We start from the raw sequence: 12913 nt of genomic DNA, 5'->3' as shown, positions 1-12913 counted from the left end.
GCGTGGGGCGTGCTGGTGACAGTATGGGCGCATGCGATCCCCACAGGTCGAGGCGGCGACGGGGCTGCCCCCGAAGGTGACGATCTACGAGGTCGGTCCACGCGACGGCCTGCAGAACGAGAAGACGATCGTCCCCGCCGCGACGAAGGTCGAGTTCATCCGACGTCTCGAGGCCGCCGGGCTCGGCACCATCGAGACGACCTCGTTCGTCCCGGCGAGGTGGGTGCCGCAGATGGGTGACGCCGAGGAGGTGCTCGCCGGCCTCGGCGCCGACGGGCTCGGGCGCCGCCGCCCGGCCCTCGTGCCCAACGAGCGGGGCCTCGACCGCGCCGAGGAGCTCGGGCTCGGTGCGATCGCGATCTTCGGCTCGGCCACCGAGACCTTCGCACAGAAGAACCTCAACCGGTCGGTGAGCGAGCAGTACGCCATGTTCGAGCCGGTCGTGAAGCGCGCCCTCGCCGACGGGATGTGGGTGCGCGCCTACGTCTCGATGTGCTTCGGCGACCCGTGGGAGGGCCCGGTGCCGATCGGGCAGGTCGTCGACACGGCGGAGCGGCTCATGGACCTGGGCTGCCACGAGCTCAGCCTCGGCGACACGATCGGCGTCGGCACGACGGGGCACGTCCACCGGCTGCTCGAGGCGCTCGCCGCGCGAGGCATCGGCACCGACCGCATCGCCGTGCACTTCCACGACACCTACGGACAGGCGCTCGCCAACACGATGGCCGCCCTGCGTGACGGCGTCTCGGTCGTCGACGCGGCCGCCGGCGGTCTGGGTGGCTGCCCGTACGCGAAGTCCGCGACCGGCAACCTCGCCACGGAGGACCTCGTCTGGGCCCTGCACGGCGCGGGCGTCGAGACCGGGGTCGACCTCGACGCGCTCGTCGAGACGTCGGTGTGGATGGCGCAGCAGCTCGGCCGCCCCAGCCCGAGCAACGTCGTGCGCGCCCTCGCCGGCGCCTGACCCACCCCGCCCGTCCAACCGCGACGGTGGCATCGAGGGTCGTGCGTCAGGGCGTCGGCTGGTCCTTGGTGAGGTGGAGCAGCCAGTCGCGGTCGGTGCGGATCAGGGCGTAGCGGTGGGAGCCGGCCCGACCGTGCAGCACGAAGACGATCCGGTGGTCGTCGCGCGACTCCTCCTCCCACCATCCGGTGTCGGCGACCGACTTGTGCTCGTCGGTGTACGTCAGGTGGTCCAGGTCGTGGTCGTCGACCGCGACGGCCAGGCGGTCGTGCCGGCTCGTCGTCGGCAGGCCCTTGGGCACCGCCCACGAGCGCAGGACGCCGTGCTCCTCGAGCCGCAGGTCGAAGTGCGGCCGCGGCTTCCGGTGGTCGTGGAGCACGTATGCCGGCCGGTGTCCCCCGCGGATGTCGTTGCCTGCCAAGGCTGCTCAGCTCTCGAGCGTCGCGCCGGTGATGCGGTGGACCGAGAACGACTTCTCGTGGCCGGACTCGTCCGTGGCCCGGACCCGGCCGCCCTCGACCTTCTGCGGGTGGATGAGGTGGCGACTCGTGGCCCCGTGGCCGTCGGAGTAGCCGATCCAGACGCCGTGCCGGTCGGCGACCGCGTCGCGCAGCAGCGAGAGGGTCACGACGGGGTCCATCGCCTGGATGCGCGGGCCGGGTCGGGTCTCGTCCTCGACCCGGCGCTGGTCGGCCGTCGCCTCGGCCGCGCGCAGCCCGTCGACGAGGGACTGGGTGTAGGGGCGGTCGACCGGCGAGACCATCGGACCGGGGCCACGACGGCGTGAACCAGCACGGCGGCGCGGCGTCTCGGCGTGGACGACGGCGCCGTCCTGCCCCTCGTGCACGGGGGCGAAACCGTTGTCGCGCAAGAGGTCCACGAGGACGCGGGGGTCCGCCGAGGACACGAGCACCGTCGGCGCGAGGCGCCGCAGCCGGAGTGGCGTCAGGTCGCGCGACGCGAGCATCGTGTCGAGCACCGCCGCGTCGTCGGACCGGATGTAGGCCGCCGCGCCGCCGATCCGGGTCTGGCCGTGCTTGCGCGCGACGTCGGCGACGAGGTACTCGAGGGGCTGCGGCACCGGGGTGCGGCTCGACCGGCGCACGGTCTCGGTGAAGTCGGCCGCGGTCCACCCGGCGTCGAGCGCGCGACGCACCGACTCGGGGGTGAAGCGGTAGACGGTGGCGCCGCCGCGGGACTCGACGTCGGCGGCGAGGCGCATGAACGACCCGAGACCGCCGACGAGCGGCCCCGGGGCGACGGCGGTGAGGTCGGCCTGGACGAGGATGTGGTCGACCGGCGACGGCAGGTGCGCCGACATCGCCGCGGCGACCGTCTCGGCCACGGCTCCCGCCTCCGGTGGCGGCTGCGCGGTCGAGGGGATGTCGGCAGCGCCGCCGGCGCGATCAGCCCGAGCCCGGGCGGGGCGCTTGCCGTTCGAGGTGGTCGCGACACCCGTCGTGCTCGAGCCACCACCTCGAGCCGAGGGGGCGGGCGGGGGGAGGAGCGGGGCGACGAGCGCACGGCCGGCCTCGGACAGGGCCCCGCGACCGGTCACGCCTAGCCACTCGGACTCGCGCAGCACCGCCTCGACGGCCTCGTCGAGCACGGCGGCAGACCGGTTCGGCCGGCGCCATGCCAGGCGCCGGCGCAGCGAGGTGTGGTCGGCAGCGTGCCCCGGCTCGAGGGACGCCAGCTCACGCAGCACCTCCCGGCGGATCGCGCGGATCGCCGGCCACTGCACGTCGGGGCCGAGGGCGTTCGCAGGACCGGTCCCGGTGCTGCGCCGACCGACGAGATGGGGTGCCCGGGTCGAACCGAGCCAGGCCACGGCCAGCGTCGCCCACCGGTGCCCGGCCTCGCTCGAGCTCCACTCGTCGATCTCCGAGGTGGGGGCCCACACCGGCACGACCTCGCCGTCGTCGGCGACGAGCCCGGCGGCATACGCCAGCTCGACGACGAAGGCGGTGTGCTCGGGGTCGAGGTCGAGCGTCATCTGCGTGACGCGGAGGTCCCGGACCGACAGGCCGCCGGCACGCAGCACCCGGGGCGGCTCGGCGCCCCACTCCGCGGCGAGCTCGTCGAGGTGGGTCAGGCACTCGCTCGCGGCACCGCCGGCTGCGGCGTCGACGAGCGCGACGGGTCGGGCCTCGATGTCGGGCGGTGTGAGCTCCACCGACCGGTGCAGTCGACCCTCGCGCAGGACGAGGCCGACCTCGCGGGGCATCGCGACGCGGTCGGTCGAGACGGGGACGAGCAGGTGGTGCTCGAGCAGCCACCGGGCCGTCGTGCGTCCGGGCGTGGAGGTGGGCAGCACACCGAAGGCCGGACCCCACGTCATCCGCTCGAGCATCGCCCGCGCGTCGTCGGGCGCCTCGGCGACGGCGGCCCGGATGCGGTCGGGGTCGGCGTGCTCGGGAGGCGACGAGGGACGCAGCTCACGCATCGGCGCGCCGAGGCCGGCGACCGCCGTGCCGAGGACCTCGGGCACGGTGCGCACGACGTGGTCGCCGTCGGCGCCGCGCCAGAGCAGCGCCGCGCGCCAGAGGTCCTGCACGATCGCGTCGACGGTCCTGGCGTCGTCGGTGCCGAGCAGGTGCAGGAGCGTGCCGCGTTCGGCGGCATCGCCGGCGACGACGACGGCCTCGAGCACCTGGAGGTGTCCCCGGTCGAGCGCCTCGACGGCGCGTTGCACGCTGGCCCGGGTGCCGGCGCGGGCCGCGAGGCTCGTCAGGTCGGCCGGCGCCGGGCGCGCGAGATCCGGGCGCGCGAGCACGAGGTCGATGAGCTCTGCGTCGCTGCGACCGCGGATGTCGTCGGCGAGGCTCCGGCTCGGGGTGGCCATCCTCCCAACCTACTGCCCGCACGCCGTGCCTCCGACTCGCGCCGGGGGCGTGCCCGCTAGCGTTGCTCCCATGAGCGCCCTCTCACCGGCGACACCCGCCGAGCCCGTCCCGGCGTACCCGACCGGCCAGCAGTGGACCATCGGGCACGGCCCGTTCGAGGCGACCGTCGTCGAGGTCGGGGGCGGCCTGCGCACGTTCACCCGAGACGGCGTCGACGTCGTCGCGGGCTACGCCGCCGACGAGACGTGCGCGTCAGGTCGTGGTCAGCAGCTCATGCCCTGGCCCAACCGCATCCGCGACGGGCGCTACACGTTCGCGGGCACCGAGCACCAGCTGTCGGTCACCGAGGTCGCCCGCGGCAACGCGAGCCACGGCCTCGTGCGCTGGGCGCTGTGGGAGCTCGTCGAGCTCGAGGACGACCGCGTCACCGTCGGCTACCGGCTCCACCCGCAGCCGGGGTGGGACCACTTCCTCGACCTGCGCACCACCTACCTCCTCGACGACTCGGGCCTCGTCGTGACGACGGCCGCGCGCAACGTCGGACCGTCGGAGGCGCCCTTCGGCTACGGCGCGCACCCCTACCTCGCCATCGGCGAGACCCAGCTGTCCGACGTCGAGCTGCGCATCCCGGGGTCGACGTGGGTCGAGGTCGACGAGCGACTGCTCCCTGCCGCGAACCGTCCGGTCGACGGCGAGCCCTACGACTTCCGCGAGCGTCGCCCGGTGGGCGAGACCCGCCTCGACACCGCCTACACCGACGTCGTGCGCGACCCCGACGGCATGTGGCGCGCCACGGTGGCTGCCGCCGACCGCACGACGACGCTGTGGGCCGATGCCGCCTTCTCGTGGCTGCAGGTCTTCACCGCGATCGCCGAGGACCGCAAGGGCGAGGTCGGCATCGCCGTCGAGCCGATGAGCTGCCCGGCCGACGCCTTCAACTCCGGCGACGGTCTCGTCGTGCTCGCCCCGGGCGAGGAGTGGACCGGCACGTGGGGGATCTCCCCGGCCTGACCCGCCGGCCTGATCCCGCCGGCCCGACCCCGCGGCCCCGACCGACCGCGTGACGCCTCAGCGGCCGAGCAGCACGTCCGACGTCTGCTCTAGGGCCTGGCGTGCGTAGCCCCGCCACATCCGGCCGACGAGCGGCAGGACGCGGGCGGCATACGTGCTCGTCGGGTGCAGCGTCCAGCTCCACGTGACCCGCACGCCCGTGCCCTCCGGCGCGAAGGCCCAGCGGCCGTCGACGTGCGAGACGAGCGGCCTGAACGCCCCGGTGAAGTCGGTGAGCACGTAGTCGAAACGCTCGGGCCGCACCACCTCGGTCAGGCGCTCACGCATCGTCCCGCCGTCGGCCAGAGCGATCGTCCGGGTCTGCCCGACCTCGCCCCACGGCCCGGCCTGGTCACGCACCTCGCGGATCGGCGGCAGCAGCCCGTAGCGACGCGACATGAGGTCGGTGAGCGGGTGGGGGAGCAGACGGTCGTACGCGTCGGCGACCTCGACGGGGACGGCGCGGGACGACTCGAGGTGCAGGGGCGTGGGCATGCCCCAGCGTAGGTCGGCGAGCCGGCCGGTCGGGGGCCCGGCGCCTGCGCGGCGCGGAATCCGGCTTGCCCCGAGCCGTTAGGCTGGAGCGGAGCGCAAGGAGCGCCATCGAGTCGTGCCGCGAGAGCGCCGACCGAGATCTGAACGAGGTGGACTGTGCCGACTGGCAAGGTCAGGTTCTACGACGCGGACAAGGGCTTCGGATTCATCTCCGAGGACTCGGGCGCGGACGTCTTCCTGCACGCGAACGCGCTCCCTGAGGGCATCACGACCCTGAAGAAGGGCGTGCGTGTCGAGTTCGGCATCGTCGAGGGCCGCAAGGGTGCCCAGGCGCTGTCGGTCAAGGTGCTCGACCCGGTCCAGTCCGTCGCCGCCAACAAGACCGCACAGACCCGCCGCACGCCGGAGGAGCTCACCGTCATCATCGAGGACGTCGTGCAGCTCCTCGACGGCGTCGGCAACGGCTACCGCGCCGGACGCCGTCCCGACCGCAAGCTCGCCTCCACCGTCGCCCGCGCCCTGCGCGGCCTCGCGGACGAGCTGGAGAAGTGAGCTGATGACCGTCACCACCCCCAAGACCGATGCGGTGCTGCTGGCCGCGTCCGATCTCGCCCGCAGCGTCCTCGAGGACGTCGCCGAGCCCGGAACCATCGGCGCGCACCTCGGCATGGACCTGCTCGAGGAGCGCCTCGGCATGCACTGGTTCGAGTGCACCTCGCCCGGCTACCGCGGGTGGCGCTGGGGCGTCAGCGTCGCGCGGGTGCCGCGCGCCAAGGTGGCGACGGTCTGCGAGACCAACCTGCTGCCCGGTCCCGACGCCGTGCTCGCCCCCGAGTGGCTGCCGTATGCCGACCGGCTCGCTCCCGGCGACCTCGGCGCCGGCGACGTGCTGCCCTACCGCCCCTACGACCCCAACCTCGAGCCCGGTTTCGAGGCCACGGGCGACGAGGAGGTCGACCAGATGGCCTTCTTCGAGCTGGGTCTGGGCCGTCCACGGGTGCTGTCCGCCGAGGGGCGCGAGGTCGCGGCGAGCCGCTGGTACGACGGCGACCACGGCCCGACGGCCGAGATCGCGACGAAGGCCACCGCGCAGTGCACGACGTGCGGCTACTTCCTGCCGATGGCCGGCGCTCTGCGCGTGACGTTCGGCGTGTGCGCCAACGAGTGGAGCCCGTCCGACGGCCGGGTCGTATCGCTCGACCACGGCTGCGGGGCCCACTCCGAGACCGACATGGACCACCCCGAGCCGACACCGATCGGGGAGCCGATCGTCGACGAGTTCGCGGTCGACCTCGAGCCGGCTGAGCCTGCGGGCCGGGACGACCGGGACGACCGGGACGACCGGGACGACGAGGACCAGGACGACCGCACCGATCAGCCCGGGGACGACGCCAGCCAGGGCGGCTCCGCGCAGTCCGGACGGGCTGCCGACGATCAGGCTCCGGTCAAGGAGTCGCACGGCTCGGACGACCCGGTCACCGACTGACCGCGCCCGACCACGGACGAACCACCCGGCACACCCGGGTGGTTCGTGCGTTCCGGGGTGGTGCGGCGCTGGCGAGGAGGCGGAAGCGGGTCAGGCGGCGTCGCTCGCGTTGCCGCGACCGCGCCACACGTAGACCCAGCCGATGGCGCCGAGCACGAAGCCGGCCACGCACGTCCACGGCCACCAGTCCCGGTCGCCCTCGTGGAGCGCGGGCACGACGAGGGTGACGACGAGGGCGACGAGCCACACGGCGAGCCCGACCTCGATGATCCGCAGCATCGGCACGGGCAGCGGCGCGATCTGCTCGGGCGCTGTCGGGTCGGCCGGGCGGGCCGGCACGTCGGGGGTGGTTTCGTCGCTCACGTGGACAGCCTAGGGTCTCGTCACACACCGGAAACGCGCCGCCACTAGGGTGTGCGCCATGTCGACGGATACACGCAAAGCGCCCACACTGACCGGGCTCGACGGCTTCTTCAAGATCACCGAGCGCGGGTCGACCGTCGCTCGCGAGGTCCGGGGCGGCTTCGTCACCTTCTTCACGATGGTCTACATCGTGGTCCTCAACCCCATCATCCTCTCGGGCGTCGTCGACGGCTCGGGCACCATGATCGGCGGCACGACCGACCTGACCCAGAGCAAGCTGCTCGTCGCGGTCGGCACGGCGGTCATCGCCGGCGTCATGTCGATCCTCATGGGGCTCGTCGCGAACTTCCCGATCGCGCTGGCCGCCGGTCTCGGCATCAACGGCCTCATCACCGGCATGGTCATCACCCACTCGGCCGACAAGATCACCTTCGCCGACCTCATGGGCCTCGTCGTCATCGAGGGCGTCATCATCCTCGTGCTCGTGCTGACCGGCTTCCGCAAGGCGGTCTTCAAGGCGATCCCGGGGCCGCTCAAGGTGGCGATCTCCGTCGGCATCGGCCTGTTCATCGCCTACATCGGCGTCATCGACGCGGGCTTCGCGCGCCGCCCCACGACGCCCGGCTCGGTCCCGAGCGAGCTCGGCATCGGCGGCAGCCTCGACGGCTGGCCGACCCTCGTCTTCGTCTTCGGCGTCTTCCTCATCGCGGTCCTGCTCATCCGCAAGGTCAAGGGCGCCATCCTCATCGGCATCGTCGCGGCCACCGCGCTGGCCATGGTCCTCGAGGCGATCTTCCAGATCGGCCCGCGCGTCTTCGACAAGGGCGTCCTCACCAACCCGTCGGCGTGGGCGCTGACCCCGCCGCGCCTGCCCGACTCGATCACCCAGACGCCCGACCTCGGGATCCTCGGCCAGTTCAACCTGCTCGGCTCGTTCGAGAAGATCGGCGTCGTCACGGCCGTCATGTTCGTGTTCTCCCTCCTGCTCGCCGACTTCTTCGACACGATGGGCACCGTCGTCGCGATCGGCACCGAGGCCAAGCTCCTCGACGAGGACGGCAACCCGCCGCACACCGACCGCATCCTCGTCGTCGACTCGGTCGCCGCGATCGCCGGTGGCGCCGGCGGCGTCAGCAGCAACACGTCCTACATCGAGTCCGCGTCCGGCGTGGAGGAGGGGGCCCGCACCGGTCTCGCCTCGGTCGTGACGGGCGTGCTCTTCCTGCTCGCGACCTTCCTCGCTCCGCTCTTCGCGGTCGTGCCGTCCGAGGCGGCGGCCCCGGCGCTCGTCATCGTCGGCTTCCTCATGATGACCCAGGTCAAGAACATCGACTGGGACGACATGGAGATCGCGCTGCCGGCCTTCCTCACCATCGTGCTCATGCCGTTCACCTACAACATCACCGTCGGCATCGGCGCCGGCTTCATCGCCTGGGTGCTCGTCAAGATCGCGCGAGGCAAGCGCCGCGAGATCCACCCGCTGCTGTGGATCGTCGCCGCGTTCTTCGTCGTCTACTTCATCAAGGCGCCGCTGGAGTCGATGCTCACCTGAGTGACGCTGCCGTACAAGGCGGTTCGCTCCAAACAACACCAGAGCACGTATGCCGTGAAGGCCCCCTCCCGCTCGGGAGGGGGCCTTCACGCGTCAGGTGGAGGGCTCGGTGTGCCCGGTCTGTCCAACCTTGGGAATGGTTAGCCGAGGTAATGAGTTAGGCTAAGTATCACCAGACTGCACTTCCGAGGATCCGCCCTTGACTGCCAAGACTCCGACCATCCGGCTCTCCAGAGCCGAGCTCGTCTCGCTCTCCAACGACATCCGACTCGCCTGCATGCGCATCTCGCGGCGAGTCCGTTTCGAGTCCGACCGTGAGCTGCCCCCGCACCAGTTCTCCGTCCTGTGCCGGCTCGAGTCCACGGCTCGCACCAACAGCGAGCTCGCCGACATCGAGCGCGTGTCAGCCCCGAGCATGAAGCGCACGACCAACATGCTCGTCGAGCGCGGCTACGTCGCCCGGGCTGACGACCCCACCGACGGCCGACAGGTGATCCTGTCGCTGACCCCCGAGGGCCGCAAGGCGCTCAAGCGGATCCGGAAGCACCGCGACGAGTGGATGCTCTCGCGCTTCGAGCAGCTCACCGACGACGAGCGCGAGCTGCTCCAGCGGGCCGCCGCCGTGCTGGCCAAGGTGGCCAGCGAATGAGCCCCACCTTCCACTCCCTCTCCATCCCGAACTACCGCATCTACGCCTCCGGCGCGATCGTCTCCAACGTCGGCACGTGGATGGGGCGCGTCGCACAGGACTGGCTCGTCCTCACGGTCCTCACCGACCACTCGTCGACGGCGCTCGGCATCGTCACGGGACTGCAGTTCCTGCCCTTCCTCATCCTCGCCCCGTTCGCGGGGATGCTCGTCGACCGCTTCCCCAAGCGGCGCATCCTCTTCCTCACCCAGACGGCGCTGCTCGTCACCGCCCTGCTGCTCGCCGTGCTCACGGCGGCCGGGGTCGTCGAGCTGTGGCACGTCTACGCCCTCGCCTTCCTCCAGGGAGTCGCGACGGCGGTCGACAACCCGGCCCGGCAGACGTTCGTCTCGGAGATGGTCGACACCGCGCACCTGCCCAACGCCGTCGCGCTCAACAGCGCCTCGTTCAACCTCGGCCGCCTCGTCGGGCCGGCCGTCGCCGGGCTCGTCATCGCCTGGTTCGGCATCGCGCCCGCGCTCTACGTGAACGCCGCGACCTTCGTCTTCGTGCTCGTGGCGCTCCTGCGGATGAACACCAGCCTGCTGACGCCGTCGCCCCGGGCCCGAGGCAAGGGGCAGATCCGTGAGGGACTGCGCTACGTCAGGGGACGGCCCGACCTCGTGCTCATCATGGCGCTCGTCTTCGTCCTCGGGACCTTCGGGATGAACTTCCAGCTGACGATGGCGCTCATGGCCACCAAGGTCTTCGACAAGGGGCCGGGGGAGTACGGCCTGCTCGGCTCGATCATGGCCATCGGTTCGCTCACCGCGGCCCTGCTCTCCGCCCGTCGCGCCAGGCCCCGGATGCGGGTCCTCCTCGTCGCCCTCGCCGGCTTCACGGTGTCGACGGCCTTCCTCTCGACGGCCCCGAACTACGTCATGTTCGCTGTCTTCCTCGTGCCGACGGGCCTCGCCGCCCTGACCGCGCTCACCACGGCCAACGCCATGGTCCAGGTCAGCGTCGATCCCGTGATGCGAGGACGGGTCATGGCCCTCTACATGGCGATCTTCATGGGTGGCACGCCCATCGGTGCGCCCGTCATCGGGTGGATCGGGGACGTCTGGGGACCCCGCTGGACGATCGCCATCGGCACCGTCGCGGTGGGCCTCAGCCTCGCAGCGGTTGGACTCTGGGTCGCACGTCGGCAGAATGTCGCGGTGACCATCCAGACCCAGCGGCGCCCCCGACTCCGGATCCAGCTCGCCTCGGTGGTGCCGTCGGCCCCCGAGGTGACCAAGTGAACTTCAAGTTCCGCCACCGGATCACGGTCGCGGCGCTCGTGCTCTTCATCGCGATCGCCGTCATCGCCGCGTTCGTCAACCGCTGACCCGTCGGGCAGGGTTCGACCCGGTCCGGCTCCCGCTCGGGGTGTGGCCCGACGTGTGGGCGGGCGCCGTCGGGACCGGACCGCCTCCCTAGGATGGGCGTCTGCCCCACCCGTCGAGACCAGTGCGGAGGAGCCACCATGGCCGCCCAGAGGTTCGTCGACCTGCTCAACGAGCAGATCGGCCACGAGTACGCCGCCCACCAGCAGTACGTCGCGATCGCGGTCTACTACGACAACCTGACGATGCCTCAGATGGCAGCGCTCTTCTACCGCCAGGCGGTCGAGGAGCGCGACCACGCGATGATGATGGTCCAGTACCTCCTGGACACCGACTCGACCGTGGCGATCCCGGGCGTGGCCGCGCCGACCAACACCTTCGCCGACATCGTCGAGCCCGTCGAGCTGGCCCTGGCCCAGGAGAAGCGCGTCACCGACCAGATCAACGCGCTGACCGCCGTCGCCCGCGAGGAGCACGACTTCGCGTCGGACCAGTTCATGCAGTGGTTCATCAAGGAGCAGGTCGAGGAGGTCAGCTCGATGTCCGACCTGCTGACCGTCGTCCGGCGCAACCGGGCCGACGTCGAGAACATCGAGGAGTACCTCCGCCGCGAGGCCAGCAGCGAGGAGGCCGACGCCTCCGCCCCGCCCATCGCGGGCGCCGGCGCCTGACCGGTCGTCCCGGCGCGCGCGGCTGACGCCTGCCGCGGACACGACGAGAGCGGCCGCCCGACGGGCGGCCGCTCTCGCGGTGAGGGGTGCTGCTCGGCCGACGGGGGGTCGATCAGCCGAGCAGACCTCCGGCGGGACACGTCACGACCTTGGCGTCGAGGACGCAGACGACCTTGGCGGTCAGCGGGTCGAGCACCCGGACGAGGTCCTTGGGGTCGCCGCTGAGCAGCGGCAGGTGGGGCAGGGCGAGCAGCCGCACGATCTCTGCCGGCAGCGTCGGCACGGGCACCTTCGGCACGGACGGCAGCGGCACCGTGACCGACGGCAGTGGGACGCCGGGGACCGACGGCAGCGGGATCGGCAGGTGAGGGGCGCCGGGCTTCGGCTTCGGGGCCGGCTTGGGCGACGCCGGCTTCGGTGACGGCGCGGGCTTCGACGTGCTGGAGGGTGCGGGTGACGGCTTCGCCGAGGAGCTCGGTGTGGGGCGTGCGCTCGGCGAAGCCGTCGAACGGGGAGCCGGCGAACCGGCATACGCGAAGCCCGAGCCCTCGGGGGTGGCCGAGCCACTCCCTTGAGCGGGGCGGGCAGCGGGGATCGCGCTCATCGGGACCACGGTCACGCCGCGGCGGTAGGCGTCGGCGATGGACAGCACCGTGCGCGCGTAGGAGTCGGAGTGGTTGTAGCGCAGCACGGCGTCATAGGCCGCACCGGGCCGGCGCAGGTCGGTGCCGCCCGAGCAGAGCAGCACGCCGGCACCGGTGACCGCGTCGGTGAGGCTCTGCGGGTTGGCGACGCCGTCGCCGTCACCGTCACGGCCGGCCATGGACCACGACGTCGGGATGAACTGCATCGGGCCGACGGCGCGGTCGTAGGTGGTGTCGCGATCGAGCGCACCGCCGTCGGTGTCGGTGATGCGGGCCGTGCCGCGTGACCCGTCGAGCGGGATGCCGATGATGCCGGGGCGGGCGATGCCGCTCGCGTCGAGGACGTTGCCACCGAAGCGGGCGTGGTTGCTTTCGACGCGTCCGATGGCTCCGAGCAGGGCCCAGTCGATGCCGCAGCCGGGCTTGATGCTGCCGAGGACGCCGGCTGCGCGCTGGTAGGCCGTGACGGCCACCGCGGGTATGCCGTTCGCGTCCAGGCGGACCGGCGCGAGCGAGTTGATGGCCGTGATCGCGCCCTTGGCCGGCCCGGCCACGTTCACGCGGGCGTAGTCCTGGGTGAAGGTCTGGTAGATCGGGGGCAGCTGCATCGGCGCGGGCGCCGGACCGGCCTCCGGGTAGAGCGGGCTGCCCTGGGTGATGGCCTGGTCGGGCACGGTGATCGCCGACGTCGGGGCGACGGTGTCGCCGCCGCGGGTGGCGGCGAACGCGATGCCGGCGGTCGTCAGGGCGATGACCGGCACGGCTGCAGCGACCCGGCGCGCGGTGGTGCCTGCGCGGACGATGCGGACCATGGTGACTCCTCGGA

The 12913-nt window shown here is 72.2% G+C and carries 13 protein-coding genes; 8 read left to right on the top strand and 5 right to left on the bottom strand.

What is annotated here, in order from left to right; translation table 11 throughout:
• Window positions 1-31: 31 nt before the first annotated feature.
• Complete coding sequence (locus tag H283_RS0121775) at window positions 32-964, top strand: hydroxymethylglutaryl-CoA lyase (protein ID WP_020145647.1); 933 nt, start codon at window positions 32-34, stop codon at window positions 962-964.
• 46 nt (window positions 965-1010) lie between these two features.
• On the opposite strand, the gene H283_RS0121770 is transcribed toward H283_RS0121775, so the two are convergent.
• The gene (locus H283_RS0121770) at window positions 1011-1385 is read right to left on the bottom strand and encodes a DNA polymerase ligase N-terminal domain-containing protein (RefSeq protein WP_231372346.1); all 375 of its coding nucleotides are present in this window, start codon (window positions 1383-1385) and stop codon (window positions 1011-1013) included.
• 6 nt (window positions 1386-1391) lie between these two features.
• On the bottom strand, window positions 1392-3809 hold the full coding sequence (locus tag H283_RS0121765; protein WP_020145645.1) for a helicase-associated domain-containing protein: 2418 nt from the start codon (window positions 3807-3809) through the stop codon (window positions 1392-1394).
• 70 nt (window positions 3810-3879) lie between these two features.
• Between H283_RS0121765 and H283_RS0121760 the strand changes: the two genes are divergently transcribed.
• Window positions 3880-4821, top strand: coding sequence for an aldose 1-epimerase family protein (locus tag H283_RS0121760; RefSeq protein ID WP_020145644.1), 942 nt, complete (start codon window positions 3880-3882; stop codon window positions 4819-4821).
• 57 nt (window positions 4822-4878) lie between these two features.
• On the opposite strand, the gene H283_RS0121755 is transcribed toward H283_RS0121760, so the two are convergent.
• Window positions 4879-5355, bottom strand: a complete 477-nt coding sequence (locus H283_RS0121755) for an SRPBCC family protein (protein WP_020145643.1) — start codon at window positions 5353-5355, stop codon at window positions 4879-4881.
• A 156-nt stretch (window positions 5356-5511) separates the two neighbouring features.
• Here H283_RS0121755 and H283_RS0121750 point away from each other — a divergent pair, with 156 nt between their 5' ends.
• Complete coding sequence (locus tag H283_RS0121750) at window positions 5512-5907, top strand: cold-shock protein (protein ID WP_020145642.1); 396 nt, start codon at window positions 5512-5514, stop codon at window positions 5905-5907.
• Window positions 5908-5911: 4 nt separating this feature from the next.
• Window positions 5912-6841: a DUF3027 domain-containing protein gene (locus tag H283_RS26145; RefSeq protein WP_020145641.1), complete on the top strand. Its 930-nt coding sequence runs from the start codon at window positions 5912-5914 to the stop codon at window positions 6839-6841.
• 90 nt (window positions 6842-6931) lie between these two features.
• Here H283_RS26145 and H283_RS0121740 read toward each other — a convergent pair whose 3' ends face one another.
• Entirely contained in the window at window positions 6932-7204 is a 273-nt protein-coding gene (locus tag H283_RS0121740; protein WP_020145640.1) for a DUF2530 domain-containing protein, read from the bottom strand.
• Between the two features lie 58 nt (window positions 7205-7262).
• Between H283_RS0121740 and H283_RS0121735 the strand changes: the two genes are divergently transcribed.
• The 4 genes from H283_RS0121735 (at window position 7263) to H283_RS0121715 (ending at window position 11443) form a co-directional block, all read left to right on the top strand.
• Window positions 7263-8756 carry an NCS2 family permease gene (locus H283_RS0121735; protein ID WP_020145639.1) on the top strand — a complete coding sequence of 498 codons (1494 nt, stop codon included), beginning with the start codon at window positions 7263-7265 and terminating at the stop codon, window positions 8754-8756.
• A 199-nt stretch (window positions 8757-8955) separates the two neighbouring features.
• Window positions 8956-9405, top strand: coding sequence for a MarR family winged helix-turn-helix transcriptional regulator (locus H283_RS0121730; RefSeq protein WP_020145638.1), 450 nt, complete (start codon window positions 8956-8958; stop codon window positions 9403-9405).
• Window positions 9402-10688 carry an MFS transporter gene (locus H283_RS0121725; protein WP_020145637.1) on the top strand — a complete coding sequence of 429 codons (1287 nt, stop codon included), beginning with the start codon at window positions 9402-9404 and terminating at the stop codon, window positions 10686-10688. The genes H283_RS0121730 and H283_RS0121725 overlap by 4 nt, the downstream gene beginning before the upstream one ends.
• Before the next feature lie 224 nt (window positions 10689-10912).
• Window positions 10913-11443 carry a ferritin gene (locus tag H283_RS0121715; protein WP_020145635.1) on the top strand — a complete coding sequence of 177 codons (531 nt, stop codon included), beginning with the start codon at window positions 10913-10915 and terminating at the stop codon, window positions 11441-11443.
• A gap of 112 nt (window positions 11444-11555) precedes the next feature.
• Here H283_RS0121715 and H283_RS26990 read toward each other — a convergent pair whose 3' ends face one another.
• Entirely contained in the window at window positions 11556-12899 is a 1344-nt protein-coding gene (locus H283_RS26990) for a lytic transglycosylase domain-containing protein (protein ID WP_051103717.1), read from the bottom strand.
• Window positions 12900-12913: the final 14 nt, after the last annotated feature.

The organism is Terracoccus sp. 273MFTsu3.1 (assembly GCF_000383675.1).
Classification (GTDB): domain Bacteria; phylum Actinomycetota; class Actinomycetes; order Actinomycetales; family Dermatophilaceae; genus Terrabacter.
The sequence above is the reverse complement of the archived record's forward strand: the minus strand, read 5'-3'. Positions and strand labels throughout refer to the sequence as shown.

What these genes read in the sequence shown, in the direction of transcription:
- H283_RS0121775 (WP_020145647.1), top strand. Translation starts at nt 32, where the DNA reads ATGCGATCCCCACAGGTCGAGGCGGCGACGGGGCTGCCCCCGAAGGTG.
- H283_RS0121765 (WP_020145645.1), bottom strand. Translation starts at nt 3,809, where the DNA reads ATGGCCACCCCGAGCCGGAGCCTCGCCGACGACATCCGCGGTCGCAGC.
- H283_RS0121760 (WP_020145644.1), top strand. Translation starts at nt 3,880, where the DNA reads ATGAGCGCCCTCTCACCGGCGACACCCGCCGAGCCCGTCCCGGCGTAC.
- H283_RS0121755 (WP_020145643.1), bottom strand. Translation starts at nt 5,355, where the DNA reads ATGCCCACGCCCCTGCACCTCGAGTCGTCCCGCGCCGTCCCCGTCGAG.
- H283_RS26145 (WP_020145641.1), top strand. Translation starts at nt 5,912, where the DNA reads ATGACCGTCACCACCCCCAAGACCGATGCGGTGCTGCTGGCCGCGTCC.
- H283_RS0121735 (WP_020145639.1), top strand. Translation starts at nt 7,263, where the DNA reads ATGTCGACGGATACACGCAAAGCGCCCACACTGACCGGGCTCGACGGC.
- H283_RS0121725 (WP_020145637.1), top strand. Translation starts at nt 9,402, where the DNA reads ATGAGCCCCACCTTCCACTCCCTCTCCATCCCGAACTACCGCATCTAC.
- H283_RS0121715 (WP_020145635.1), top strand. Translation starts at nt 10,913, where the DNA reads ATGGCCGCCCAGAGGTTCGTCGACCTGCTCAACGAGCAGATCGGCCAC.
- H283_RS26990 (WP_051103717.1), bottom strand. Translation starts at nt 12,899, where the DNA reads ATGGTCCGCATCGTCCGCGCAGGCACCACCGCGCGCCGGGTCGCTGCA.